The sequence below is a fragment of the Ureibacillus endophyticus genome (assembly GCF_024159215.1).
GTDB classification, from domain to species: Bacteria; Bacillota; Bacilli; order Bacillales_A; family Planococcaceae; genus Ureibacillus; species Ureibacillus endophyticus.
Genome location: NZ_JAMYWW010000001.1, coordinates 1,863,304 through 1,888,670, shown reverse-complemented (window position 1 = coordinate 1,888,670; position 25,367 = coordinate 1,863,304). Strand labels below are relative to the sequence as shown.

Sequence of the window (25,367 nt, the reverse complement as noted above, 5' to 3'; positions counted from 1 at the left end):
GGAAATTGAAATGAAAATTGGTATTGTAGGAGCAAGTGGGAAAGCGGGAAGTTTGATTTTAAGAGAAGCGGTTAGCCGCGGACATGAAGTGACAGCAATAGTGAGAGATGCATCAAAACTAGCGGAAAAAAATGTTCCGGTAATAGAAAAAAACGTGTTTGATTTGAAAACTGAAGATTTAAATCAATTTGATGTGGTGGTCAATGCATTCGGTGCGCCCCTTGGAGAAGAGCAAGCACATGTCGATGCAGGGCATACATTAATCGAGGCGCTTAAAGGAACAAACACAAGACTGATTGTTGTCGGTGGCGCAGGAAGTCTGTATGTGGATGAAAACAAAACAATAAAGGTAATTGATACACCAGATTTCCCAGATTTCGTGAAACCAACCGCAAGTGGGCAAGGACGCAACTTAGAAGAATTACGTCAAACAACAGACCTGAAATGGACATTTATTAGCCCCTCTGCTGTGTTTGATGCGGAAGGAAAAAGAACGGGTTCATATAAATTAGGAAAAGATCAACTGCTCGTCAATTCAAAAGGGGACAGTTATATCAGCTATGCTGACTATGCCTTTGCAGTCGTTGATGAAATTGAGAACCCTCGACATCTAAACCAAAGATTTACGGTTGTTGGCGAGGCAGAATAATGGGCTTTTGGGATAAACTATTCGGCGGTAAGCAAAAACAAAATTTGGAGGAAAAAATAATGATGAAAATTGGGATTATTTTGGGTTCAACACGTGAAGGAAGAGTAAGTCCACAAGTAGGAAAATGGGTAAAGGAACTTGCCGATAAACGTGGAGATGCAGAATACGAAATCATTGATATTGCAGATTTCAAACTTCCTTTTTTAGGTGAACCAGGGGCAGACAATACTGGCGTATCGGCTTGGTCAGAAAAAGTAAATGCTTGTGACGGGTTTGTATTCATCGTTCAAGAATACAACCATTCCATTACGGGCGCGTTAAAAAATGCATTGGATTTACTTCGTGAAGAGTGGAATAACAAAGCTGCGGGTATTGTATCGTACGGTTCAGTTGGTGGAGCCCGTGCTGCGGAACATTTACGTGGCATTTTAGGTGAATTATTAGTAGCAGACGTTCGTGTACATCCGGCATTATCCCTATTTACAGATTTTGAAAACGGTAATGTGTTCAAACCAAGCGAACACCAAGAAAAATCGGTAAACGATATGTTAGACCAAGTCATTCCTTGGGCAACGGCATTAAAAACAATTCGATAATTATTTAACCTTGATGATTCTTTTCATCAAGGTTTTTTATTAGTACAAAGGTAGTGGTATTTAGGTAATTTTTCTTATATTTATGCATCGGATTAATTAAATATAGAAATTTAGATAACAATGAATTCGTTCGGATAGCGCGTCTTTTTGTCCACATAGAAAGTCGATTCGTCCGGATGGTGCTGAGTTTCGTCCACATAGCGAGTGGATTCGTCCGGATGGTGCTGAGTTTCGTCCACATAGCGAGTGGATTCGTCCGGATGGTGCTGAGTTTCGTCCACATAGAGTGAATTTGTCCGGATAGCGCGTCTTTTTGTCCACATAGAAAGTGGATTCGTCCGGATGGCTCGGCATTTCGTCCACATAGAGTGAATTCGTTCGGATAGCATCGTCTTTTTGTCCACATAGAGAGAGGATTCGTCCAGAAAGCGCTGAGTTTCGTCCACATAAAGAGTGTTTTCATCCAGATATTCTACATATAACAACCATATTTTTATAAATCACTTTTAAGCTCTCTTAAAATCAATAGAACTGCAATTGTATAAACAAGGCAAATCGCAATTGGTACCAAAGTAAATGCTTGAGATACAAAAAAACCTCCAAAAACTAAAGAAGATAAACAAACGCCAAGAGTAACAAATAAGTACGCTTTACTTCTGTAGATCCACATATACGGCAAGAAATGTGCGCCGCCAAGTAATCCAATCGTAAATGGTAAATAGGCTGGAATGTGCATATACACGATAACAAATACCGGAATAAAGAAGGCTTGAGTACCTCCAACAATGCCGCCTAATGTGCCTAATGGGTTGCCAGCTTTTAAAATATCAATCCCAAATAACTTCCCTAATAAAATGCCTAAAGGAAAAATGGCACCTAATCCAAAAATCCAAATTAAATAAACGGCCTTCATTGGGAACAGCAAAGGTAAGAATGTAAAAATGAAAAACACGATAGAACCAGCTAGTAAAATAGGAAAGCCTTTTTTGGCATCCTTAATAATTTCCGATTGTAATGTTTCAAGACTTTTTGACACAAACTCACCAACTTTCTAAAAATGGTATTAATTGTATTATTATAACTGATAATTTAACAAGTTATGAATAGGTATATAGGAAAAAAATTCTATATATTTCTTTACATAGATTGTTAGAGTAGGGTATAAAAGTGCGGAATCTTATGTAGAAGTGATGAAAAGTTGGAATAATTAAAAAAACAGCAGCTAAAGAAATTTTACGATTATACTAATTGTATAAACAAAGTTAAGCAAAAAAAAGAGACAAACGCTGTTATAACAATGTTTGTCCAAACTTTTGCTTGTGAATGTTATTTGTATGCAATATAAATCCGTTATATTAGATACGCTTTTTATTAAACTTCGATTCCAACTAATTTCTCCCAATCTTCAAAGGATAACTTTTCTTTAATATGTTTTAAATTATTTGGAACTTCAACATAACACATCAAATTCTAAACTATTGCCATCTGGGTCATTGAAATAAACAGACGCATTGCCTTGGTGTGGTCTTACAAACGGCTCGATTGTTTCTCTACCACCGAATGGCACTCCCTCAACACCAATAGAATCTAACCATTTTAGAGACTCTTTTAAATCTTCATATGAAACTCGAAAAGCAATGTGTCGTAAAGAAGGATGGTAAGGCGTTTGATACTCATTTCCTTCCCATAAACCTAACCAACTTTTACCTTCTTCTAACCAAAAGAAAGCAGTGTCTTCATCTCGCCATGCCATTTTCAAGCCTAATTTTTCGTAAAACGCTATGGATGTATCTAAATTTTTTACTGGCAAATGTGCTTCATATAAACCTTTTATCATAAAGAATACCCCTTACCTAATTATGTTAATAAAATAATACCAATTTTTTAAATATTACACCTCATTCATAGGGCTGAAAAATAAATATGTTTCTAGTTCAACTAAACTGTTGAGTAAGTTGTTGAAAATATTGCCAAAGCGATGCTGTGTTTCTTTTAGTGAGTCGGGAGCAAATAAATGGGGATCAAGTTTTAGGAAAGGAATTTGTCAAAATTTAAGTCAACATATTTAAACCTTTTTATTGGTATTCATCATGCATAAAAATGAAAACGGAAAATATAAATTCATGATAATTATTTGTTCTTTTCATTTTCAAAGCATTAAATTGATAGTGGTAACTGCTTGTTGAATTTCTAATGAAAACATATCCATCACAATATTAGTACCTCGACTTGGTTCTGGGTTAGTTACTAAACCACAATACAAACTATGAATTTTGAAAACTTTCCATCATCATATCCGTATAAAAATAAAGAAGTTTAATAAATCATTTTTTCAACTTAAAGGGGAAGGGATATGTTTTTCTTTAATAAAGTAGAAGTTTATACTGGATTTTCAATAGATGAATTATGGAAGGTGCAAGATATTTTAGCAAGAGAGGGAATTAAGTATACCTATAAGGTAATAGACCCTTCATTAAGTTGGGTAGGACCTGGAACAAAGCGAGGAAATTTTGGGAGTTTCGGGATGGACAGTAAAAACGAAAGACAATATGTTGTTTCGGTAAGAAAAAAAGATGCAGAGATTGCAAAATATTTAATTAATCGTGTATTACATTCATAAGTTAGATCTTACTACAAAAATAATAATTCAAAGGAACCACATTATATGGTTCCTTTGAAATCATCTCTTCAAATCCTTTAAATGCTCTGGTAGCTCAAAATCCTCCAAATGTTTAAACTCTTTCAGTTCAACTTCAGAAGGTGTAATCGAAAAGGTGAGTTGATCTCTTCCGACCGGATTGTGTGCACCAAAGACCGGCGTTACTTCGATGGCAACGGAAAACATAAATCCACGATAACCATTCGTTCTTTCCATCTTCAAAATGTTAATTTGATACGGATATACTAATGGGCTTTCATAGTAAGAATCTGCATAGTAATGGGTAACGGCCTGTTGAATTTCTGGTAATAACAGTGAAAAAAACATGTCCATGACAAGTTCTTCATCAGATTCTTTGGGTGGCTGATAATAAGGAGTTTCCGCAAAGGTTAATAATGCTGCGGTCAAAATCAAAAGTGTAATGACTGGAATCAGAATATATTTTTTCATAACCATGTCACCTTTTTAACTATTAGTTTGCTCCGAAAAAGTTATATTTTCCTTACAACATAATGGTAAAATAAGTTGAATTATCAATGAAATGGGGAAGATTATATGAAATCAATATCCGTTTATCATTTTGATGCTTTTAGTAAGGAACCGAATAAAGGAAATCCTGCAGGGGTGGTTTTTAACGCAGATCCATTGTCGGATGAAGAAATGCAAGAAATCGCCTTAAAAGTAGGATTCAATGAAACTGCCTTTGCTCTTAATTCCGAAGTAGCAGACGTTCGAATTCGTTATTTTACACCAGGTCATGAGACGAATTTATGTGGGCATGCAACAATGGCGACTGTATGTGGGTTATATACAAAAGGTTTTTTAGGTGACAAAAAAGAGTTTACCATTGAAACGAAAGCTGGTATTTTGCCAATCAAAATTGCGACAGGTGCTTCTAATGAAATTCTCATTACCATGAGACAGGCTTCTCCTCAATTTGTTGAATTCAAAGGTTCCCGAAAAGATTTAGCCCATTCTCTTGGTTTAGTAGAAAGTGATCTACATGAAGACTTTCCAATTGTTTACGGAAGTACAGGTGCTTGGACATTAATCGTGCCCATTCAGAAACTAGAATCATTTAATCGAATGACACCAAATAATAAAACATTTCCTGAAATCTTAAAAGAAATGCCTACAGCATCGGTACATCCGTTTTGTTTAGAAACCTTTGATGTGAATGCACAGATGCATGCAAGACATTTTTCCGCTCCTTATTCAGGAACACTAGAAGATCCCGTGACAGGAACGGCTTCAGGTGTAATGGGGGCATATTGTGCGCGGTACATCAAACATGGACAGATAGATGAACTGAATCTCATCGTAGAGCAAGGACAAGAAATTGGAAAAGATGGCAGGGTAATGGTACATATTTCGAAAAATGCGGACTCTTATGATGTTGAAATAATAGGAACTGCAATTTTTGTGAAAAATCTCGATGTTTCGATAGAAGGGTAGAAGCTTTAGTCTCTTCCTCATCCATTTTTTTTGCATACTATAAAGTTATGCTATTAAAACTTGAGGAGGTGACTAGTTGGAAAGAAAAAACACTGAGTCAGACTGTTTTAAACCGTTCATCAGTCCCAACCCAATTACTTCATTCAATCCTGTTCCACGATACCCTAAAATTGATAAAACCGCATTTATCAGTCAGTTTTCAAGTGTCATTGGAGATGTAACGATTCGAGATAACGTGTATGTCGCACCGAATGTGAGTATTCGCGCGGATGAAGGCACGCCATTTTATATCGGTTCCAATACGAATCTCCAAGACGGTGTTGTACTGCATGGTTTATTAGATAAACGTATTTGGAAAGGAAAAGAAAAATATTCGATTTACATTGGAAATGAAGTATCCATTGCCCATGGTGCCCTAGTTCATGGACCTTGCTACATTGGCAACAACGTCTTTGTTGGATTTCATGCCATTGTGTTTAATGCAATTGTCGGGGAAGGCACCTATATTTCAACGAATGCGGTCGTGACAAATGGCGTGCGAATTGCGCCGAATCGATTCATACCACCTGGTGCAACGATTGACACTCAAGAAAAGGCGGACGCACTTTCACGTATCCCAGAAGATCGTGAGGAATTTGCCCGAGAAGTGCAACGGGTGAACCAAGAATTTCCCCCATCCTATCATCACTCCTTTGGGAAAAATCGTTGCTCCTGTGGGGTTGCTTATGACTAGAAAGCTGTCATTTGGCAGCTTTTTTTATTTGGATATTATTTCGGATATAATGTTATCCGCCATCCCTTGCTAATACCAATAATTTAACTAATATACCCCCGTTTTTGCCGACAGCCATCCCCAATTGAATAACGCAAAAACGTTACGGAAAGAATAATAGGAAAAAATGTGCTTTGATGGGAGGTGGAGACTAGCGTGGAAGAGCAGCTGACGCAGGAACTACAAAACAATTTCCGTAAAATCCTTAAATATTTTAGTTACACTGAAGATTTAGCTACAAAAGAAATGATTTTTGACAATAAGAACTGTACCATTTTATTCCTAGATTCGATGGTGAATAAAGAACAGCTTCAAACCTTCGTGATCGCCCCCATACTCGAAGCCGAAACAAGGGAGATTGACAAAGTTGTAGAAGCAACCGAAGTTCAGGCCGTTTCATCGATTTCTGAAATAGGTAGCAAGCTGATGGAAGGCTGCTGTGTAATATTAATAGAAGGGAGAGAAGTAGCCTGGACAGTATCCGTTGCTGAAACGACATCCCGTTCTATAGAGACGCCAGCCAATGAGCGGAGCATAAAAAGTGCCCATGATGGATTTGTAGAGAGTATCGGTACGAATTTACTTTTGATAAGGAGAAGGGTGAAGACTCCTCAATTGAAAGTTCAATCGTATACGCTAGGAAGACAGTCCAATACGAAGGTTAATCTCGTATATTTAGCGAACTTGGCCAATAGCGAAATGGTAGAGGAAATAAAGCGTAGAGTGAGCTCGATAGATGTGGATCAATTGCTTTCATCTGGGGAAATCGAGGAATTCATAGAGGATAATCCGTATTCACCTTTTCCACAAATGTTACATACGGAAAGGCCAGACCGAGCCGTTTCCTATTTGACGGAAGGGAAAGTTCTTCTATTGGTGGATGGAGATCCAAGGGTTTTGATTATGCCGATCACCTTCTTTGCCTTTTACCAAGCATCAGATGATTATAACAGCAGATGGATGGTCGGCACTTTTTTCCGTTGTATTCGATTTTTAAGTTATATCATTTCCATTTGTTTACCTGCTATTTATATTGCCATTGTGTCCTATCATTCTGAAGTTCTTCCTATCGGCATTTTGTATTCCGTGCGAGTCTCATTGGAGAACGTACCATTCCATCCTTTTATCGAAGCCTTTACAATGCAAATTGTTCTGGAGTTGCTGAAGGAAGCGTCCATTCGTTTACCAACACCTATTGCACAAACAATCGGGATTGTAGGTGGGGTGGTGATTGGGACGGCGGTTGTGGAAGCCAGCTTTGTTTCCAATACCATGGTTGTAATCATCGGTCTGACAGCTATTTCGTCCTTTGTTGCACCAGTGAATGAGATGGGGACAAGTGCTCGACTACTTGGTTTTCCAGTTATGGTTGCTGCAGCCGTATTAGGCTTTTTTGGAATTGCCATTGTATTAATGGTGATTGTCATGCATTTATGCAAACTTGAAACATTCGGAATGCCTTACTTTTCTCCATTAGCTCCATTAAAGGAAAAAGACTTAAAAGATACGTTAATTCGAATGCCTGCATGGAAAATGGTGACTCGACCATCTGATTCTCTACCTGCCTATAAGAAGCAACAGTGGCGAACGCGGGGGTGGAAAAAATCATGATGGGTAGTCAAATCTCTATTACCAAGTTCCAGCTGTTAATGGTCTTGATTCAAACTCAGATAGGAATTGGCCTGTTATCACTACCGAATGTGGTTCAGGAATCCGCGCGTGGGGATGGATGGATTTCGATACTTTTTGCGGGGGTGGTTATTCAATTCTTGCTTATTATCTACTTGAAACTTTTAAAGAAATTTCCGAATGATATGTTGACAGACATCACGAAAAAACTCCTTGGAAAGCATTTGGGAACCATCGTAAATACTACCATCTACTTTTACTTCATTTTTACAGGAAGTACGTTGACGATATTAATGATAAAAATACTTAATGAGCAATTATTACCTTTAACTCCAGGGTGGGTAGTCTCATTTCTTATTATTGCTTCTTGCGTCTATTTGACCGTTAGCAATTTAAGAGTTATTGCGAGGTTCTTTGTCCTGGCAACTTTCTGGATTTTAGTATTAATTTGTATCACGGTTCTTTCGATTTGGCTACCAAAAGAAATTCAATTTATTCTTCCTGTTGGGAGTGCAGGAGGGAAGAATATTTTGCTTGGGAGTAATAATGCGCTACTTGCCATGCTTGGATTTGAAGCACTGCTATTTCTCTTCCCGTTTGTTATTGGAAATACGAAAGGCATGCTAAAAACGGTATCTTACGCCAATTTATTTGTTACAAGCTTTTACACGTTTATCACCTTTCTTTGTCTTGTCACATTTAGTCCTGAGCAATTACACCAAATTAGGGAGCCTGTACTTTTTCTCTTTAGGGGGCTAACGTACAGAATGGTTGACCGACTAGATTTAATTTTTCTTTCTATCTGGATTATTCCAATGACGACCTCAATTATTATGTATTTGTTCCTTGCAAGCAAATGTCTAGCTGGTAAGAAAAAATCCTATAAAAATGCGGTTATCATCAATGGCATTATCCTGTTTTGCTTATCTTTTATCCCGAATACAGATAAAATTACAGATACTCTGACTCAATATGTTTCGTTTCTTAGCTACACCATTGTAATTTTCTTACCTTGTTTGTTGCTTCTTCTATCTCGCCTTGTGAAAAAACGCAGAAGTGGTGGTTTCGTATGAAAAAGTGGCACCTACTACTATACATCCTGATGTCTCTTATGTTGGCAGGCTGTTGGGATCAGCATCATCTTGTCAATAAAACTTTTGTGAATGGGATTGGTTATGATTTGACGGAAGAAGGCAATGTGAAAGTGACGGTAAGAACAGTGAATATTAAGGGGAAAGGTGGCGGCCAGTTCGATGTTGAGGACATACTTCTTTTTGCAGAGCAGGAAATGCAAATCGGATTAGGAACCGAAATCGATAGTATGGTAGCTGGGGAAGTGGATTTTAGTCAGGCACATATAATACTGATTGGCGATGAGATGGCCAAAACGGGAATCAATCAGTTGCTGGAATTTTATTATCGAGGGAAAGACGCTAATATTGCGAAAAAAGTGGCGATTACAAAAGGAACTGCAGAATCCGTGATATCTACTGAAATTGAAAAAAGCCCAATTGCCTTCTTTATTTTGCAAGCAATTGAAGGGGGAGAAAACGCCTCCTATTTGCCAGATGAATCGATTTCCTCCATATGGACAAAACTTTTGACGCAAGGGAGAGATTTGCTGCTTCCATATATGGAGCAAGTAACACCAGAAAAAATCCGGATAGCTGGTGTTGCATTGATGGATGGGGATAAGTTTTCTGGAAAAACACTAACAATTGAGCAAAGCAAGCAGTTTATTGCTTTTAATGATGGACGAATTAAAAAAAACGAGCCAAATGTACCTCGTGTTGGACGAAGCGAAGGATGAGTCCAATAGAATTTCCACAAAACAAGTGAAAAGAAAATTGGATATCGAAGTGGACGAAAAAAACGGGAATGTCACGGCATCGATAAATTTGAAACTAAAAATTGGAGTCGATAGCTATCCTCATAATCTAAATAAGAATATTAATCAAAATGAGTTGAGCCAAAAAATTTCTAGAGAACTTACAAAACAAGCAAAAGAGATTACGAACATTTTGCAAGAAGCAAATTGTGATCCTTTTGGAATTGGCTTGAGGGTGTCGACTACATATCCGGAAACATGGGAGAAATTGAATTGGGATAAGGATTTTAAAAACGTAACTATTAAACCGAATGTGGAAGTTGAGATAATTAAGACAGGTAGTATTTATTAATAGGTACTGCCTGTTTTTTTGTTTATACTGAAATTAGAATTTTGGGGGAGGGGTTATCTTGAAATCTGAAAAAAGTTTAAGGGTATGTGAAAAAGGGCATACGTATTACAAGAGTAGTGATTGCAGAAGTTGTCCTACATGTGATAAAGAGGAAAAACCAGAAAGTGGCTTCTTATCGAAATTAGCTGCACCAGCCAGACGAGCCTTAACGAATGAAGGAATTAATACACTGGAAAAACTATCCCAATACACGGAAAAAGAAATTTTAAATCTCCACGGTATTGGAAAAACGACCATGCCCATCTTGAGAACTTCATTGGAAGAGGCGGGTTTATCCTTTAAAGAATAATTGACGGAGGGTACAGTATGGAAAACATCTCAACGACAACATTAACGATGGTAAGAGAATTTAATGTAGCACCTGAAAAAGTGTTTGATGCATGGATTAACCCAAACATGATGAAAAAATGGTTTTTCACATTGGAAGGAACAAATAAGGTATGCAAAAACAACCCTGAAGTAGGCGGTACGTGGGAAATTGTTGACCATCGTGGCGGTAAAGACTATCGTGCAATCGGGGAGTATTTAGAAATCGATCCTCCGAAAAAACTCGTATTCACATTTAAAATGCCAGAACTAAGCGGCAACGATTTAGCCGATACCATCACAGTGGAGCTAAAAGAACAGGAACAAGGCTGTGAAATGACCTTCACACAAGAAATTACGGTGATTCATGAAGAAAATTGGACTGATGCTGATATCGTAAAAGCCCATGATGACTGGCGTAGTGGCACAGAACAAGGCTGGTATTACATGTTCTTGGGGCTAAAGGAACTAGTGGAAACAGGGAAAATTAGTTATACAGGTCAATAAGACGGTTATGGCGCATTTCCAATGAGATGGATTTGCGCTTTCTGAATTTTTTTGGAGAAAAAATCATAAAAGATGGGTAGTGTCAAAACTTCTATGAAAAATTGAAAAACACAAGGTATTGGGCGATAAGTACTCTCCGAACGAGGGGACAATCGCTCTTGACAAACATTCCGAAAAGGTTGCGCCCATATTTTTGAGGGCGAAGGGGAAAAAGTAGGCACACCAAATAACCCTCGCCAAATACCAATTTTAACCTTTTCTCCATTCGGTTTGTCAAGAGTTCGCTACGCCGATTGTCATTCGTATGTAGTTATTTGAGGGCTCTGCTAAAAAAAGTAGGCTGCGGTTATTTCGTTAACTCCAATTGGGCCAGTTCAATCAGTTTTGTCCAACGTGCTGGCATATGTGGCATCTGGTCCAACTCTGGAATCATGACCGGCACACGCTTTTCCAGCTTTGCATGCGGTCGAAGGAAATTAAAATAGGCCACAAACATCGTCACAAACGATACCGAGCCAGCTTCGGAACCAAAGCCTGTTGTCGCACGGTAATGCCCTTTAAATGTCCGGTTTAGACGTTCGATAATTTGTTTCAACCAACGATATTCGGCTGACACTGGATCTTCGTTCGTTAAGCCTATCACTTGTGTCACATCAAACCAAATGTCATGTTGTGCGAAAAAGTGTTGTGCTAATAAGTAAATGGGGTTGCCATCCACGATTAAATTCAGGTTTTCGGGAATCTCCTTGAACTTTTGTAAAACATCATCGATTGCTTTAATGGCAGACAATGTATCGCGATTAGGCGAAACACGGTAAGAGAGAATAACTTTTTTCGCCGCATCAAAGAAAAAGAATAAGTAATGCCATTTCCCATTAACCCGAATATACGTTTCGTCGCCACAAAATTGATCGGACAGTTCATAAGGATAACCATCAACGAAGGGCTTCATCAAGATGGAGACACTGTTCACGTAATTTAATATCGTTTGATGTGAAATGGAAACATTATGTATGTCTTGCATAATCGCTGCTGTTTTCCGTGCTGAAATACCGTAATTCACATGGTATGTCAAAATCAATCCAAGTGTATGGGATGACGTATGAATCCGTGATAAATCTACACGTGGTTTTACTGGTGATGCTGGAGATAAAGGTTGATAATCAAACAAAAATTCACGATAAATATAACGCACTTTAAACGCCTGTGGATCTTGTTTAAATCGGGTCTTTTCTTCCTTACTCATTCGACCTATATTGGATAAATAATAGGAACACTGATTACTTTTACACTTCCAAATGTGAAAATCTTTTCGCTCTTTAATTTTCTCTAAGGTCTTCATACAGTGGGGGCAACGAAGAATAGCCTCTTTCTGATAGCGACTTTTTTGATTAAATAAGCAATCACATACCTTACATTGATATTGTCCTTTTGCACCATTATTCGCATACAAATACGAGGAAGGTGCACCACACTTAGGACAACAGAGGTTTTCAGGTACTTTTGATTTGGACTTGGCGTGTCGTCTTACAGGCTTTAATTCTTTGCCATGTTCATGGAAGTAGGCGATTAGTAAATCCTGAAAGGATGCTTTTTCAGGTTGATACAGAATGGGTAACTTATCAACTTGTAACTTGCGGTATTCTTTATTAATTGGCTGTTCAGGACGCACACTTCCAACAGCCTTACCAAATATTATCACCATTAATATTTTAATTATTTTTTCTTGGTACTTGATAAATTCAATTAAATACGCTAATAATTGAGGGTACAAACTTGTCACTTCCTTTTTGGGTAGTTGTGTGGTGTGGTAACCTCAACTAACATCAAAATTCAGGGGGTGGCAAGTTTTTTTGCATAAAAGACTGTAAAACCAACGATTATTAGCGATTTATATATATAAGTTTTGACAATACGAAAAGATGGGGAGGGGGAGTTAGATGGAGTTTAACTTAAAAGAAGCAATTGAAGTGTTAGAACGAACACCGCAAACGTTGGAGCATTTTTTATCGGGGTTATCTGATGGTTGGCTATACTGTAATGAGGGCGAAGGAACGTGGAATGCCATTGAAGTGGTGGACCATCTCATTGAAGGGGAGAAAAACAACTGGATCCCAAGGTTAGAGTTTATTCTTCAAAACGGTAGCAATCAACCATTTCCTGAATTTGATCGGTTTTCCCATTTAAAGAATCAATCTCAAAGGACCATTGACCAATCTTTGCAGGAGTTTAAAGCAATTAGAATGGAAAATATTAGTAAACTGAACACGTTGATTGAGCCTGCCTATTTCGAGTTGGAGGGGTACCATCCTGCATTTGGTACAGTGAAAATAAGAGAGTTGCTGTCTACTTGGGTTGTGCATGATTTAACACATATTTCGCAAATTGTACGGATAATGGCTGAGCGATACAGAACAGACGTGGGGCCATGGAGAGAATATTTGGGGATATTGAAAAAGAGAGATTTGAACAATAAATAGCTCTATTTGGATATGAAATACCGAATATTTGAAGTTTTTTTCAGACGCATTTCTTTAATTAGAATGCGCTTTTTTTGTGCTATTATGGAAAAATAAGGAGTGATAGCATTGAATATTTTTGAATACCAAAAATGGATTACCAATTTTTATAAAGAGCGCGGTTGGTATGAGTTAAATTCGTTTATCCGTGTAAATTTTTTAACGGAAGAAGTGGGGGAAGTCTCAAAAGCAGTCCGAACACTCGAAATTGGCATCGATCGTCCCAACCACACAGAACTATCAAAAGAAAAACAGATTGAGAACTTAAAAGAAGAACTTGGGGATGTGTTGGATAATTTATTTATATTAGCGGATAAGTACGATATTGATTTGACTGAGATTATGGAGAGTCATAAAGAGAAACTTACTAATCGGTATAAATGATACATATTTTAATGTCCTTGTTAAATAAAACGAAGATGGAGGATTCATTGAGCTGATGAAGACCATTTCAACAGAATTTTCCGAAGATTTTACCTTCATCAGGCTTATGAAGACCATTTCGACTGAATTTTAGGTGAGATTTGACCTTCATCAGGCTTATGAAGACCATTTCGACTGGATTTTTGGTGGGATTTGACCTTCATCAGGCTTATGAAGACCATTACAACTGGATTTTCGGTAGGATTTGACCTTCATCAGGCTTATGAAGACCATTTCGACTGGATATTCGATGAAATTTGACCTTCATTGGGCTTATGAAGACCATTTCGACTGGATATTTGGTGAGATTTGACCTTCATCAGGCTTATGAAGACCATTTCGACTGGATTTTTGGTGGGATTTGACCTTCATCGGGGTTTATGAATACGATATTCACACGGATTTCATTAGATTTTTGTATTCATGGGGTTTATGAATACGAATTTCCCACAAATTTTATTAGATTTTTGTATTCATCGGGGTTATGAATACGATTTTCCCACGAAATTCATTAGATTTTTGTATTCATGGGGTTTATGAATACGAATTTCCCACAAATTTTATTAGATTTTTGTATTCATAGGGTTTATGAATACGAATTTCCCACGAATTCCATTAGATTTTTGTATTCATGGGGTTTATGAATACGATATTCACACGGATTTTATTAGATTTTTGTATTCATTGGACTGACGAATCCAATTCCTACCAGTTTCATCTTTCTCTTGCAAACATTGGGAGAATATTTTTCCAAAGATTTATCTTTCACTACCTTCTAGAAAAACTAACACAACATGATAGAAATAAACTTTAAAAACTCTATCAAATTTCAAAATTTTCAATTTATATTTTCTTCCATTTATGGTAAATTAAATACTAGCTAGTAAGTACATCTCATGCAAAGGCACCCATGGATAAAGCAAAACACTTTAAATTGGGGGAGAAAAAATGAGTCAGGCAAGTTTGTACAAAAAATCTTATTTCGATCTTTTAGGGGAATTTGGTGAATTGGCGCCGGATGCGTTTAAAGCATTTGTGACTTTTGACAAGAAGGCGTTAGCTGCAGGGGAATTAACAGTTAAACTAAAGGAGTTAATTGCCGTCGCTGTGGCACATACAACAGGCTGTCCATATTGCATTGATGTTCATACGAAAGCGGTTAAAAAAGCAGAAGCCACAAAGGAAGAAGTCGCAGAGGCTATTATGGTTGCAACAGCTTTAAAAGCGGGTTCAGCTTTAGCACATGGGGTCAATGCACTAAACACGTTTGATGAAAGCGCTGACGATGAATTGTATAAAGCGGAATATTTTAAGAGACTAGGTGAATTTTCTAAGCTCAACGGGGATTGCTTTGAAGCGTTTATCAACTTTGACCAGCAAGCGCTAAAAGCAGGATTGTTAAGCGTGAAGGAGAAAGAGTTGATTGCGGTGGCAGTGGCGCATACAACAGGTTGCCCGTACTGCATCGACCTACACACGAAGAACGCCAAAAAAGCGGACGCGTCAAAGGAAGAAATTGCAGAAGCTATTCTAGTAGCAACGGCGTTAAAAGCAGGCTCAGCCCTGGCGCATGGGGTTAATGCTTTATTGGCATATGATGAATAATTAAATAACCTTATAGTCTAGCACCTTCTTTTATTAGAAGGTGCTATTTTTTTGCATCTACAAATATTGCCATATGGTAAAATATATAATTATATTTCAATAACTTTATGAGGAAGGAAAATTAAATGATTGATATAAAACAAATGACGATTCATGAGTTACGTAATCTATTTAATAATGAAGAAAGCGAAGAGTCAGAAAAGTTATTGATGGGTCTAGTTAATGCTGCAAAAGCGGCTGAGAATAAATCTGCATTTTATGGGTTTTTAATGGTGCTAATCGGTAAACAAAACCCGGGACAGAAATTTTGTGACAATGGTTTAACGGTAGGATTAACTAACACAAGTGCTCACTCTTTAAAAAATAACTTTATCCAAAATGGAAATAAGCTCTGGAATTATAAAGGTGAGGATGGCTACTATAATATTTTATTTGGTGACAGAATTGATGCAAAAGATGATCGCAAAATGTCTTCTAGAATGAAGGCTTTTATCGAGAACGGCATTCCACTTGATAACACGGTTGAGGAAGTTATTCGAGAGTTAATCGAAAAAATTGAAAATAGTATTCACTCTACTAGAGAAGAACGACAAAGCTTAATCCAAAAAATAAATACATGCTACGAGGAACTAGATCTTTCAAGTGTTTCATTCGAAGCAGAAGAAAGTGGGCAATCTACTGTGAATAAAACAAATGTGTTACAAGTAAAGCTAGAAAAACTCATTAACAACGGTGTTCAGCAAATAGTATTAACTGGTGCGCCAGGGACAGGAAAAACGTATTTTGCTAAAAAATTTGCTAAAAACTTACCCGATGTTGGCGAAATTAATGGGGAAAAGTTTGCTTTTGTTCAATTTCATTCCTCCTATGATTATACGGACTTCGTTGAAGGGTTACGTCCAGTACAAATAGAAGATGGGCAGACACAGTTTGTAAAATTAGACGGAAGTTTCAAAGACTTTTGCCGAGCGGTTGTCAAAGAAAATGAACCAAATAAAAAATACTTTTTTATAATCGATGAGATCAATCGTGCTGATTTATCAAGAGTTTTTGGGGAACTTATGTATGGACTTGAGGAACAATATCGAGAAACGATTTTTCAAACGCAATATAGTAATTTACCAACTTATGAAATGAAGAATAAAAGAGCTGTTCCAATGGTGTCGGATGTCTTTGAAAATGGATTTTTCATACCGAAAAATGTGTATATTATTGCGACTATGAATGATATTGACAGATCTGTAGAGGCCTTTGATTTTGCGTTACGAAGAAGATTTCAGTGGATTGAAGTAAAAGCTAATGATGTTATGAAAGATGCGTTAGAAGGGATGCAACAAAACAACGAGATTCATCAAGACATCAATTTACACGAATTAATAGAAAGTGTGAAAGCATTAAATTCGTTGATTAGCGGCGAAGAAGGAAGAAAAATGGGGTTAACGGAAGCGCATCATATTGGGCCAGCCTATTTAAAAAGTAAAGCTTCTGACATTATTGATGCGAAAGGTGAAATTTGGGAGTACCGTATTGAACCAATTTTAAAGGAATATTGTAGAGGTTATCATAATACGCAGCAATTTTTAGCAGCCTGTGAATCTGCTTTTCTAGGATTGAGTAAGGATGAATAACAGACAGCTAGAGTTTTATTTTAAGGACTATACTTCCTACGATGAGTTAATTGAAAGACAAGATTCAATTATCGATAGACAAAGCCCAGAGTTCCGTGCATTTGAAATAGCTGTGAAGGAAAGGATCAAACCTTCAAAATTAATGGCGAATATTACTGAAACAGGTTTTAAGGATCAGGATAAATTAACGCTTATTGAATTCGACACGTTCTCTTCAAAAAGTCTTTTTGAAACAAAAGGGTTGGTTGGGGTTTTGAAAGTGAAGGATGTAAAAGTGGATATGGAGGACGGGGAATCCCAAGTCTTTGATGTAAAAATAACAATTACCTCTCGCTTTGATCAAATAAAGCCATATTTTCTTTCTTACATGTTATCCTATGAAAATCCAAATTTTAGTGAGGATTTTTTCACCGAATCGAGTGATGAGGATTTGTTAGCCGTACTACTTTTATATCTTTTTAAAAAGCAGTTAAAAGAAGCTTTTCGACAAGGATTGTTTAGAACCTATCAACGAAAGGAATACAATGATGGTCGGATAAAAGGGGCGATTAATGTTCCAAGACATATTCAAGAAAATTTGATTTTCAATGGGAAAGTAGCCTACACTTCTAAAGAAAATACAGTGGATAATACAATCAATCACCTTATCCTTCATACCTATGACTACTTGAAAAGCAGTTTTCCCGAAGTGACTGTAAAGTATATTGATCAGGATAATGAAATGAGAACCATCATAAACTCATTGAAGGAAGCTGCACCACAATATTTTACGAGCAATCGACATAAAGTGCTTTTAAATAGCATGACACCACTTTCTCATCCTTATTTCACTAAATATGAAGTCTTGAGAAAAACGTGTATTAAAATATTTAGAAACTTAGGGATTTCTGTTTTTGATGGGAAAGATGAATCAGTAAACGGTTTATTATACTATATCCCTGACCTATGGGAGAGCTTCTTACTACATAATTATAAGAATTATTTCTTAGGTGAAGAGTTTTTCGTTGATGCAGCAAATAACCTTTATATCTTTAAAGGTAATGATGGGAAAGATTATAGAAAACTGATTCGTCCGGATTTTGTATTCTATCGAAATGTTGATACTCCTTTCTTTATCCTTGATGCGAAATTTAAACCGAAGTGGTATGACGTTACAGCGAGGGGAAAATCCCTGAACCCAGTGTATGATGATTATTTACAAGTCATCAATTATATGGTTTCTTATGATACCAAAGCTGCAGGAGTCATCTTCCCAACGAATCATGGTGAAATTTTGAATAATGAATTCCAAATAAGTCCTTTTAATGAGAAAACAAAATTCTATTCCTTTGAAGTCGTTGTGCCAGTAGGAGATTGCACATATAAGGTATGGACAGATACGTTTAAACAAAATATTGAAAAATCCATGTCTAAAATCTTAAAAGTAATTAAAAGCAAACTATAGTCCAGAGCCTAATTTCTCAATGAGAAGTTGGGCTTTTAATATTGTGGTAAACTTATAAAGGAGTTAAGGAAAGGAAGTAAAAAATGAAATCTAGTATATTTAAATTTCTTGGGGATTATTCCAGTACGCTAAAAGAGTTGGTATTACGTTTTGAGGACCTTTTATGGGACCAACCACAAGCTGCCATGATGAATGCTCGCTTGTTTGGCGAAACATTAGTAAACATGATTTTTGAGCAAGAAAATATGAATGAAGTGTATCCGCTGAAACAGTGGGAAAAGACGAATCGCTTGTATAATCATGATATTATTCCAGATGATATTTATAAAAAATTCGAATACATAAGAAAAAACGGCAATACGGCAGTGCATCAACCGACAGAGATGGATATCGAAGTGGCAAAACAAGCCCATCAGTTTATTTTTGATTTGGGTGTTTGGTATGTGGAAGTATATGGGAGTTATAAATTCAATGCGCCAGATTATGAATTGCCCGCTAAACAAATTCAAGAGCCTCATTTTATACAGGAATGGATGAAAGAACATCAAAAGAAAATTGCAGAGATAGAAAAACAACTAGAAGAACTAAAACAAGAAAAACAACAAAATACAGTAAAAGAAGTGAAGAAAATAAACACTCAAAAAGTCCCTAAGCATGAACGTATTGTCCCGTTAGATCAATATAAAGAAACCTTTAAAAAAGCAAATTTCGATTTGAAGAAAACAACGAAAAAGACTGCAGAATTCAAACATATGGAGTTTGGGGAAAAAGACGATGAAGCATATGTCTACTTGTTAGATAACGTAACGCCTACAATTGTTGTTCATCCTACGTTGATTGCAAAGGCACCACAGCTAGAGGAAATGGCTTCAGAACCTCTGAAACACACAGGATTAACTAAGTTTCCGAGAAAGATAGAAGATAACACAAAAAAATCGAATTATGGACATCCATTCACATTCCAAACGAATGGCGAGCTAGAAGCAATATTAATTCGAATTGGTGAAGTACTCAATTCTAGATATCATTAATTGTGCAGCGTTTCTACTATATGTAGAGACGCTTTTTTGACGAAGATGTAGGAATATTTTACATATAATTAATAAGCTGTACTCGTGACAAAAATGGTTACAAAACTTTTATCAGAGAAAAAGGAAGAATTGTTTTCAAATGGAAAAATATATCTTTCCTATTATTTTTGTGCAATAATTTTAGTGAAAGGTGGGAAGAGAATGAAGAAAAATCTCCTATTAATAATTACATATATAATTACAGTCATTTTATTGACGCTGACAATGTTTGATCCAGAGGAAAATATCATGCCGGATGTCTTTATGGCAGTTTTAACGGCTCTTATATATATTGTCTTTACCATTGGATGGATAAAGCTCGTGCAGCAAATAAAGTATAAAACACTTCATAAATGGATACTTGTTGCGATCACTTGGTTTGCATTATTAACAATTGGAGAGATTCTATTTGTCCAATCAACGAAGATTATTATTATTGAGCTAGGGATGCTAGTTTGTATACTCACATACATCTATATTTATCGCACAAATAAGATGGTAGTGGATGCGTTAACAGCGGCTCTATTATTCGTAATAGCATACATTGCGATGCGTTTTGAACATACGATATTCCCAGGAGGAGTCATTGGTGGCATCGTCATTTCAATGCCATTTTTAATCCTTGGGGCAAAGAAATCCCTACGTGTTACACAAATGGTAGCACGACTTGTGTTCTTCTTAATGGCATTAACTATTTTATTTTTTGTCCCTGCAACGCCGATCATCGCTGAAGGTGGCTATATGTTGTATGGACTCATCTCACTTATCATCGTGGCATTTCTAATTAGACGCAAAATCGAACTGCTATTGCCAAACGAGGCGATGCCGGTATTGTTGGTCGTTACGGTTGTTATGTATGTTGTGAAGCTATTTTGATAAGATAAATATCAAAAAATCTAATTCTAAACATGGAATTTCGTATACTTAGATAATTAAAAAGTGCCTGTTTCAACCGAAATTTAAAATAAAATATACATATAATAACAAAAGGGTGAAAATGATGGAACTATTAATAAATAATTTAGAGCAAGAGTTATTTAATCGCATACAAATGTGTAAAGAAAAAATCATTATTATTAGTCCATTTATAAGTTTAAATGTTGCAGAGCATTTAGTAGAAATAGTGAAAGCAAAAAATGTAACTTGCAAAATAGTTACTAGATTTGAAAGAAAATCATTTATAGAAAATGCCAGCAGTATAGAAGCATTAAAAATATTTATTGAAAATGATATACAAATTTTTGCTTTGAAAGATTTACATTCTAAGGTTTATCTTATAGATGATACTAGTTGTTTTGCGGGATCTGTTAATTTTACGAATAAAGGCTTGAACATTAATCACGAGATACTAATGTACTTTAATAAAGAGAATGAAATAAAAATATTTGATGAGTATGTTAATGAATTAATTGAGCAAGTTAAAAATTGGCAAATAACAATGGAATTAATAGAAAAAGAGCAAGAATTTATTGATGGTTATAAAGAAAAGGAAAAGATTACTTATTCATGGGGGGCAGATATAAAAACAGAAGAAATATTTGATGAAAATGCAAAGGTTTTATCAGTTCCAGCTGGAGATACTATACATTTAATTGATAAATATTTTGTTCATGCCCATCCTATATCAAGTGGATATAATTATTCATCTACAGAATATATAGCATTCCGAAAGAAAAATGGGGGTGTTATGGAAAAAATTTTTAGAATTTCTGAAACATTTGTGGTAGAGATGAATAAATGGGAAAGTGTTATTGAAAAAATAGATGTATCTGATATTATTAAAAATCGTATTACAAACTACATTATTGATCGTTATAGGGATTTTGAGTTTGATAAGGCTCCTAAATATAAGTTTTACATTTTAAGTTTGATTTGTAATCTACCAAATGAACCGCACCCACCAGTTAATAATCCAGGTGGCTGGATATATACAATAAAAGATTTAAAAGAGAGCACAGGTATTGTTTATACTATTAAACAAAAGAAGAAAAACAATTAAGTAGTTTGTATGACTGAATTTTAATATATAAATGTTTTAGATATCTTTAACAATAAAAGCGTGGTTAAACCAACCACGCTTTTTTCCATTAGTTTTGTTTTGCATGAGCTTTTTTCTTCTTCCAAGGCTTTAAATACGAAATGATAAATATAAAGATGGTAACGATTATTTGGAAATAGACCGCATTATCTCGTAACACGTGATTTCGAGCAAAGATTGGGTTGATTAAAGCCATTTCTTTTTGAGTTTCCAACAATTCCATATTCGCTAGCATGAGCTTGTCTACCACAAAAATTCCAACGATTGTTTGAATGATATATAGCACAAATTTTACGCCAACCCATCGATGCTTGAAAAAGCCCCAGTTTGTAAAAAATCCGTAAATGAGACCCACTATTAAAGTTCCAATCGCACCCCAGCGCACAATGTTATCACTAATCACAACAATGCTTTTATATCCAAGGTAGGACTCATCATAATTTGAGAAATCAATATGAAAAGTTAAAGCTACCGAACTTAAAATGCCTCCGAAAAATAATACCACAAGAAACACGTGGATAATCTTCAGCCACTTCATGCCTTTTGGACCGATTTTTTTCATTACGCAAACCCCCAAGTTGTTCTACTAATTATTGCCACAATTAGCATTATTAATAAGTGCAATTCCGATAACTGCTAAATGCACTATTCATTTTAATAGAAAGGGGATAAGCATTTAATGAGCCACAGCCTTATATTTCTCTACATCTGAGGTCTTATTTTATAGCTTGTTCCATGGTATATCAGCATTCAATAAATCCACACTAATTAATCGTTTGATACCATCTTCCTCTCATTCTTAAAGTTGATGGATGATGCCCTTTTAAAAGTAGTGGGGGATTTGTAGAAAGTGTATTTTGAAGCCAAGTATGTAAAATAGGTTGTAATTGGCTAGTACAGCAATTGATTAAAATATCGTTTGAACTAAAAATGTTTAATATCGAATGAAATTCATTTTTTATACTTTGAATCCCAAAAACATTTCCAAACGTTATTCCTTAACGTAACATATGGGCTTTTTAAAGCTTTTTGATGAACATGGAATAATGAAGTTTGATAAGGAATGGGATTTAAAATGACGATATCAATCATTTCCCCGTCATTAAAATGAGTAGGGTATAGTGTATACAGCCTAATTAGTACCAGATTAATCTCATTATGTATTACTCCGCCAGTTGCAGCTAGGTTCTGTGCTGGGGCAATTGGAATCATTGAATTTGCATTATTTTGGTATTCATCTTCATGGGGTGATTCTAAAATGAAACCAATTAATTTGTTGTTATTATTCTTTTGTTTGAAGATCATATCAGGATAGTTAGAATTACTAATAAGGTTATTATTTAAACTGTTTTGTATTCTTTGAAATTGATTATTCCCAAGATATTCGAACGTATAGCGAATGACATTTGGTACAGGTTTCCAAAAGGATTTATCAATTACTATATTATTATTTGTTTGTATAACAAAAGGAGAGTTGGAATTAATAATATCAGTTAAAACTCTAGGATTTGGTGATTGAATTTTAGAGTTAACTATGCGAATAGAACCATGAAGAGGTATATCTAAGTATAAATTCATTTGAACAAGCTCCTTATCAAATGTGATTGAAGTATCTTAATAATAAATGAATCTTTCGAAGTTTAAAACGCAAAAACAGAGGATAGCTCTAATGCTCATCCTCTGTTAATTTTATTTCCATATCTATTGAAATCAAACCTCAAACTTCCTAACTCCTTTTTCCAGTTCCTTCGCAATATCATCTAATTGCTGAGAGGTAGAGGAGACAGATTCCATTGCCTGAAGTTGATCTTTCGCAAAGGCGAATAATTCAGTCGTTTTTTCATTGGATTGCATGGTAGTTTGCTGCATTTCCGACACTTTTTCTGTAATTACCGTTGAAGCGGAGGAGAGTTGATCCACAGCTTGTGCAATGTTTTTTGTTTGATCGGATACATTATTAGCACTTTGTAATATTTCCTCGAAAGCCTGGCTTACTAATTGAACGATGGCCATCCCTTGTTCTACTTCCTTCGTACCCATTTCCATCGCATGCACAGCAGAAGATGTTTCACCTAGAACTTCATGAATGAGTATGCGAATTTGATTGGCACTTTCGTTTGACTGCTCTGCTAGCTTGCGTACTTCTTCTGCAACAACAGCAAAGCCTTTTCCATGTTCGCCTGCACGAGCCGCTTCAATGGATGCATTGAGGGCAAGTAAATTTGTCTGTTGACTAATATTCTCCATTGTTGCGGTAATTTCATTGATATGATTTGACCGTTCACCAAGAAGGGTAATCATTTTCGCAGCTTGATGGAATGTTGTTTGAATCGCCTCAATTTGACCCGTCATTTGTTGAAGGAGCTCATTTCCTTTCATCGAAGTTTTCGTATTTTCATGGGAGGCATCTGATACTAAGTATGTTGCTTGTGTAATCGAATCGATGTGTTCCACAATATCTTCAACCGCCTGTATGCTATCATTCGTTGCTTGAAGCTGTTGTTGCATATTATTTGAAAATGCTTGAATATTATCCGTAACCGCATGGGTGATTTGACTTGTTTCACTAGCACGGGATAGCAGATGCTTTGAATTGGTAGATAGCTGACCGATTGTTTGAAGATTGGATTCAATGATTGTTCGAAATGACGTGATGATATTGTTAAATGATTGAGCAACCATTGCAAACTCGTCCTTTGAATCTAAATACGCCTCGGCTTTTAGTTCTCCATCTTCTACACGTTTGGCTAAAACTTGAATTTGGTTTACAGCGTGACGAATCGAAATGTAAAAACCAATGACAAAATAAAACGCGATTGAACCCAATACCGCCAGTGCTGCAAGGCTTAAATATTTCGTTTGTTTATAGTTGTCTACTCGTATGTTAATTAAAAAATCGAGTAATTTTGCATGTTCAAGATGATAGTCATCAAATTTATCAAATTGTGAAATCATCGTTGATTCGAATTGCTTCATCATGTTTTCATCAATCACACTATCCTGTAGCGATAAACGTTGCTCAATTGTATTTAAAAGTAAATTTGACTCATTCGAAATATTGTCTAACATATTCTTCATTTCGTTAAAAATCGAAACGTCTGCGGTATGACGAGTGGAAGTTTCAAAATTAGACTGCAATTGATTAATTGTTGAATGAAGGACTGAATATAAGCTGATTACCTCAACTTTTTGTTCCATCGTTAATACTTCATCCGTGTATTGCTCGATCGTTAAATATAAATTATTTAGACTTTGTACATAGTTCGGGATTAAAAATAAAAAAGAGTTCATTAAATAATACGTATCTAAATCAGGATCTAAAATTAAATTGGAGTTGTTCGCTACTTCATTTTGATAAATAGAAATAATGGATGATACCCAATTTTCATAGTTTGTTAAGCTTTTGGATTGCTTTAAAGTTGACCAATTTGCTTCAATTTGCTGTATTTTCTCAGAAACACTGCTCTCTGGGGTATTTAAAAGAGGGCCAAGCTTTTCATCGACTTGGTGGATGGCCACAAAGTGTTCCTCGATTTGTTTTTCTAATGCCGAATCACCTGTTTCTAGTACCGGTCGATAGGCAAGGGCATCTTGCAACAATAATTGCATGGGCTCTAAATAATCCACACCATAAGCTTCAAAGGAATTGAATTCAATTTGTGCATTGAGCTGACGAATGAGTGCGAAAACTAAAACAAAACAAGCAACAGCGGTAATGGACATAATCGTTAAAAATTTCAGCGAGAAACGAAATTTGTTAAGAACAAAAACGGCAGGTTGAAAAATTTTCACAGGAAAACACCTCTCTAATGTAAGAAAAAATAACA

General features: G+C 36.0%; 26 protein-coding genes and 1 pseudogene. 19 read left to right on the top strand and 8 right to left on the bottom strand.

What is annotated here, in order from left to right:
• Window positions 1-10 precede the first annotated feature (10 nt).
• Window positions 11-649, top strand: coding sequence for an NAD(P)-dependent oxidoreductase (locus NKR20_RS09175; RefSeq protein WP_253425769.1), 639 nt, complete (start codon window positions 11-13; stop codon window positions 647-649).
• Entirely contained in the window at window positions 649-1,245 is a 597-nt protein-coding gene (locus NKR20_RS09170) for an NADPH-dependent FMN reductase (protein ID WP_253425766.1), read from the top strand. Before NKR20_RS09175 ends, NKR20_RS09170 begins: the two co-directional genes overlap by 1 nt.
• A 110-nt stretch (window positions 1,246-1,355) precedes the next feature.
• Here the strand turns inward: NKR20_RS09170 and NKR20_RS09165 are convergent, their stop codons facing one another.
• The 3 genes and pseudogenes from NKR20_RS09165 to NKR20_RS09155 form a co-directional block, all read right to left on the bottom strand.
• Window positions 1,356-1,730 carry a hypothetical protein gene (locus NKR20_RS09165; protein WP_253425764.1) on the bottom strand — a complete coding sequence of 125 codons (375 nt, stop codon included), beginning with the start codon at window positions 1,728-1,730 and terminating at the stop codon, window positions 1,356-1,358.
• A gap of 8 nt (window positions 1,731-1,738) precedes the next feature.
• The gene (locus NKR20_RS09160) at window positions 1,739-2,281 is read right to left on the bottom strand and encodes a DUF7010 family protein (protein ID WP_253425762.1); all 543 of its coding nucleotides are present in this window, start codon (window positions 2,279-2,281) and stop codon (window positions 1,739-1,741) included.
• 335 nt (window positions 2,282-2,616) lie between these two features.
• Window positions 2,617-3,082, bottom strand: a pseudogene (locus tag NKR20_RS09155) (VOC family protein).
• 516 nt (window positions 3,083-3,598) lie between these two features.
• On the opposite strand from NKR20_RS09155, the gene NKR20_RS09150 reads away from it, so the two are divergent.
• A complete protein-coding gene (locus NKR20_RS09150; protein WP_253425753.1) occupies window positions 3,599-3,865 on the top strand; it encodes a hypothetical protein in 267 nt (88 codons plus the stop codon).
• Window positions 3,866-3,925: 60 nt separating this feature from the next.
• Here the strand turns inward: NKR20_RS09150 and NKR20_RS09145 are convergent, their stop codons facing one another.
• Window positions 3,926-4,354 carry a DUF3888 domain-containing protein gene (locus NKR20_RS09145; RefSeq protein WP_253425752.1) on the bottom strand — a complete coding sequence of 143 codons (429 nt, stop codon included), beginning with the start codon at window positions 4,352-4,354 and terminating at the stop codon, window positions 3,926-3,928.
• Window positions 4,355-4,459: 105 nt separating this feature from the next.
• Here NKR20_RS09145 and NKR20_RS09140 point away from each other — a divergent pair, with 105 nt between their 5' ends.
• From NKR20_RS09140 to NKR20_RS09105, 8 genes are all read left to right on the top strand, one after another.
• A complete protein-coding gene (locus NKR20_RS09140) occupies window positions 4,460-5,359 on the top strand; it encodes a PhzF family phenazine biosynthesis isomerase (protein ID WP_253425751.1) in 900 nt (299 codons plus the stop codon).
• A 76-nt stretch (window positions 5,360-5,435) separates the two neighbouring features.
• A complete protein-coding gene (locus NKR20_RS09135) occupies window positions 5,436-6,092 on the top strand; it encodes an LbetaH domain-containing protein (RefSeq protein ID WP_121214367.1) in 657 nt (218 codons plus the stop codon).
• A 195-nt stretch (window positions 6,093-6,287) separates the two neighbouring features.
• Entirely contained in the window at window positions 6,288-7,742 is a 1,455-nt protein-coding gene (locus tag NKR20_RS09130) for a spore germination protein (protein ID WP_253425738.1), read from the top strand.
• A complete protein-coding gene (locus NKR20_RS09125; protein ID WP_121214366.1) occupies window positions 7,739-8,833 on the top strand; it encodes a GerAB/ArcD/ProY family transporter in 1,095 nt (364 codons plus the stop codon). Before NKR20_RS09130 ends, NKR20_RS09125 begins: the two co-directional genes overlap by 4 nt.
• On the top strand, window positions 8,830-9,570 hold the full coding sequence (locus tag NKR20_RS09120; RefSeq protein WP_253425735.1) for a Ger(x)C family spore germination protein: 741 nt from the start codon (window positions 8,830-8,832) through the stop codon (window positions 9,568-9,570). The genes NKR20_RS09125 and NKR20_RS09120 overlap by 4 nt, the downstream gene beginning before the upstream one ends.
• On the top strand, window positions 9,509-9,940 hold the full coding sequence (locus NKR20_RS09115) for a Ger(x)C family spore germination C-terminal domain-containing protein (protein ID WP_366519710.1): 432 nt from the start codon (window positions 9,509-9,511) through the stop codon (window positions 9,938-9,940). Before NKR20_RS09120 ends, NKR20_RS09115 begins: the two co-directional genes overlap by 62 nt.
• 58 nt (window positions 9,941-9,998) lie before the next feature.
• Complete coding sequence (locus tag NKR20_RS09110; protein ID WP_253425733.1) at window positions 9,999-10,289, top strand: RNA polymerase alpha subunit C-terminal domain-containing protein; 291 nt, start codon at window positions 9,999-10,001, stop codon at window positions 10,287-10,289.
• 17 nt (window positions 10,290-10,306) lie between these two features.
• Complete coding sequence (locus NKR20_RS09105; RefSeq protein ID WP_121214363.1) at window positions 10,307-10,813, top strand: SRPBCC family protein; 507 nt, start codon at window positions 10,307-10,309, stop codon at window positions 10,811-10,813.
• 346 nt (window positions 10,814-11,159) lie between these two features.
• Here NKR20_RS09105 and NKR20_RS09100 read toward each other — a convergent pair whose 3' ends face one another.
• Entirely contained in the window at window positions 11,160-12,587 is a 1,428-nt protein-coding gene (locus NKR20_RS09100; RefSeq protein ID WP_253428046.1) for a DDE-type integrase/transposase/recombinase, read from the bottom strand.
• 166 nt (window positions 12,588-12,753) lie between these two features.
• Between NKR20_RS09100 and NKR20_RS09095 the strand changes: the two genes are divergently transcribed.
• The 8 genes from NKR20_RS09095 (at window position 12,754) to NKR20_RS09060 (ending at window position 21,501) form a co-directional block, all read left to right on the top strand.
• Window positions 12,754-13,293, top strand: coding sequence for a DinB family protein (locus tag NKR20_RS09095; protein WP_253425730.1), 540 nt, complete (start codon window positions 12,754-12,756; stop codon window positions 13,291-13,293).
• Window positions 13,294-13,401: 108 nt separating this feature from the next.
• On the top strand, window positions 13,402-13,716 hold the full coding sequence (locus NKR20_RS09090) for a MazG-like family protein (RefSeq protein ID WP_253425727.1): 315 nt from the start codon (window positions 13,402-13,404) through the stop codon (window positions 13,714-13,716).
• Window positions 13,717-14,703: 987 nt separating this feature from the next.
• Window positions 14,704-15,360 carry a carboxymuconolactone decarboxylase family protein gene (locus NKR20_RS09085; RefSeq protein ID WP_253425724.1) on the top strand — a complete coding sequence of 219 codons (657 nt, stop codon included), beginning with the start codon at window positions 14,704-14,706 and terminating at the stop codon, window positions 15,358-15,360.
• 125 nt (window positions 15,361-15,485) lie between these two features.
• Complete coding sequence (locus tag NKR20_RS09080) at window positions 15,486-16,988, top strand: McrB family protein (protein ID WP_253425720.1); 1,503 nt, start codon at window positions 15,486-15,488, stop codon at window positions 16,986-16,988.
• A complete protein-coding gene (locus tag NKR20_RS09075; RefSeq protein WP_253425707.1) occupies window positions 16,981-18,432 on the top strand; it encodes a 5-methylcytosine restriction system specificity protein McrC in 1,452 nt (483 codons plus the stop codon). The genes NKR20_RS09080 and NKR20_RS09075 overlap by 8 nt, the downstream gene beginning before the upstream one ends.
• Before the next feature lie 83 nt (window positions 18,433-18,515).
• Window positions 18,516-19,463, top strand: a complete 948-nt coding sequence (locus NKR20_RS09070; protein ID WP_253425704.1) for a DUF4145 domain-containing protein — start codon at window positions 18,516-18,518, stop codon at window positions 19,461-19,463.
• Window positions 19,464-19,664: 201 nt separating this feature from the next.
• Window positions 19,665-20,378, top strand: a complete 714-nt coding sequence (locus NKR20_RS09065; protein ID WP_253425701.1) for a hypothetical protein — start codon at window positions 19,665-19,667, stop codon at window positions 20,376-20,378.
• Window positions 20,379-20,502: 124 nt separating this feature from the next.
• Entirely contained in the window at window positions 20,503-21,501 is a 999-nt protein-coding gene (locus NKR20_RS09060; protein ID WP_253425698.1) for a phospholipase D-like domain-containing protein, read from the top strand.
• A gap of 88 nt (window positions 21,502-21,589) precedes the next feature.
• Here the strand turns inward: NKR20_RS09060 and NKR20_RS09055 are convergent, their stop codons facing one another.
• From NKR20_RS09055 to NKR20_RS19545, 3 genes are all read right to left on the bottom strand, one after another.
• Window positions 21,590-22,102 (bottom strand): DUF2269 family protein, encoded by a 513-nt coding sequence (locus tag NKR20_RS09055; RefSeq protein WP_253425695.1) that lies wholly within the window; start codon window positions 22,100-22,102, stop codon window positions 21,590-21,592.
• A gap of 389 nt (window positions 22,103-22,491) precedes the next feature.
• The gene (locus NKR20_RS09050) at window positions 22,492-23,118 is read right to left on the bottom strand and encodes a hypothetical protein (RefSeq protein ID WP_253425693.1); all 627 of its coding nucleotides are present in this window, start codon (window positions 23,116-23,118) and stop codon (window positions 22,492-22,494) included.
• 132 nt (window positions 23,119-23,250) lie between these two features.
• Window positions 23,251-25,332 carry a methyl-accepting chemotaxis protein gene (locus NKR20_RS19545; RefSeq protein WP_253425690.1) on the bottom strand — a complete coding sequence of 694 codons (2,082 nt, stop codon included), beginning with the start codon at window positions 25,330-25,332 and terminating at the stop codon, window positions 23,251-23,253.
• Window positions 25,333-25,367 lie beyond the last annotated feature (35 nt).

Bases quoted from the DNA above. Each gene is read 5' to 3' on its own strand.
- NKR20_RS09175 (WP_253425769.1), top strand. From the start codon at position 11: ATGAAAATTGGTATTGTAGGAGCAAGTGGGAAAGCGGGAAGTTTGATT.
- NKR20_RS09170 (WP_253425766.1), top strand. From the start codon at position 649: ATGGGCTTTTGGGATAAACTATTCGGCGGTAAGCAAAAACAAAATTTG.
- NKR20_RS09150 (WP_253425753.1), top strand. From the start codon at position 3,599: ATGTTTTTCTTTAATAAAGTAGAAGTTTATACTGGATTTTCAATAGAT.
- NKR20_RS09145 (WP_253425752.1), bottom strand. From the start codon at position 4,354: ATGAAAAAATATATTCTGATTCCAGTCATTACACTTTTGATTTTGACC.
- NKR20_RS09140 (WP_253425751.1), top strand. From the start codon at position 4,460: ATGAAATCAATATCCGTTTATCATTTTGATGCTTTTAGTAAGGAACCG.
- NKR20_RS09125 (WP_121214366.1), top strand. From the start codon at position 7,739: ATGATGGGTAGTCAAATCTCTATTACCAAGTTCCAGCTGTTAATGGTC.
- NKR20_RS09120 (WP_253425735.1), top strand. From the start codon at position 8,830: ATGAAAAAGTGGCACCTACTACTATACATCCTGATGTCTCTTATGTTG.
- NKR20_RS09115 (WP_366519710.1), top strand. From the start codon at position 9,509: ATGATGGACGAATTAAAAAAAACGAGCCAAATGTACCTCGTGTTGGAC.
- NKR20_RS09105 (WP_121214363.1), top strand. From the start codon at position 10,307: ATGGAAAACATCTCAACGACAACATTAACGATGGTAAGAGAATTTAAT.
- NKR20_RS09095 (WP_253425730.1), top strand. From the start codon at position 12,754: ATGGAGTTTAACTTAAAAGAAGCAATTGAAGTGTTAGAACGAACACCG.
- NKR20_RS09085 (WP_253425724.1), top strand. From the start codon at position 14,704: ATGAGTCAGGCAAGTTTGTACAAAAAATCTTATTTCGATCTTTTAGGG.
- NKR20_RS09080 (WP_253425720.1), top strand. From the start codon at position 15,486: ATGATTGATATAAAACAAATGACGATTCATGAGTTACGTAATCTATTT.
- NKR20_RS09075 (WP_253425707.1), top strand. From the start codon at position 16,981: ATGAATAACAGACAGCTAGAGTTTTATTTTAAGGACTATACTTCCTAC.
- NKR20_RS09070 (WP_253425704.1), top strand. From the start codon at position 18,516: ATGAAATCTAGTATATTTAAATTTCTTGGGGATTATTCCAGTACGCTA.
- NKR20_RS09065 (WP_253425701.1), top strand. From the start codon at position 19,665: ATGAAGAAAAATCTCCTATTAATAATTACATATATAATTACAGTCATT.
- NKR20_RS09060 (WP_253425698.1), top strand. From the start codon at position 20,503: ATGGAACTATTAATAAATAATTTAGAGCAAGAGTTATTTAATCGCATA.
- NKR20_RS09055 (WP_253425695.1), bottom strand. From the start codon at position 22,102: ATGAAAAAAATCGGTCCAAAAGGCATGAAGTGGCTGAAGATTATCCAC.
- NKR20_RS09050 (WP_253425693.1), bottom strand. From the start codon at position 23,118: ATGAATTTATACTTAGATATACCTCTTCATGGTTCTATTCGCATAGTT.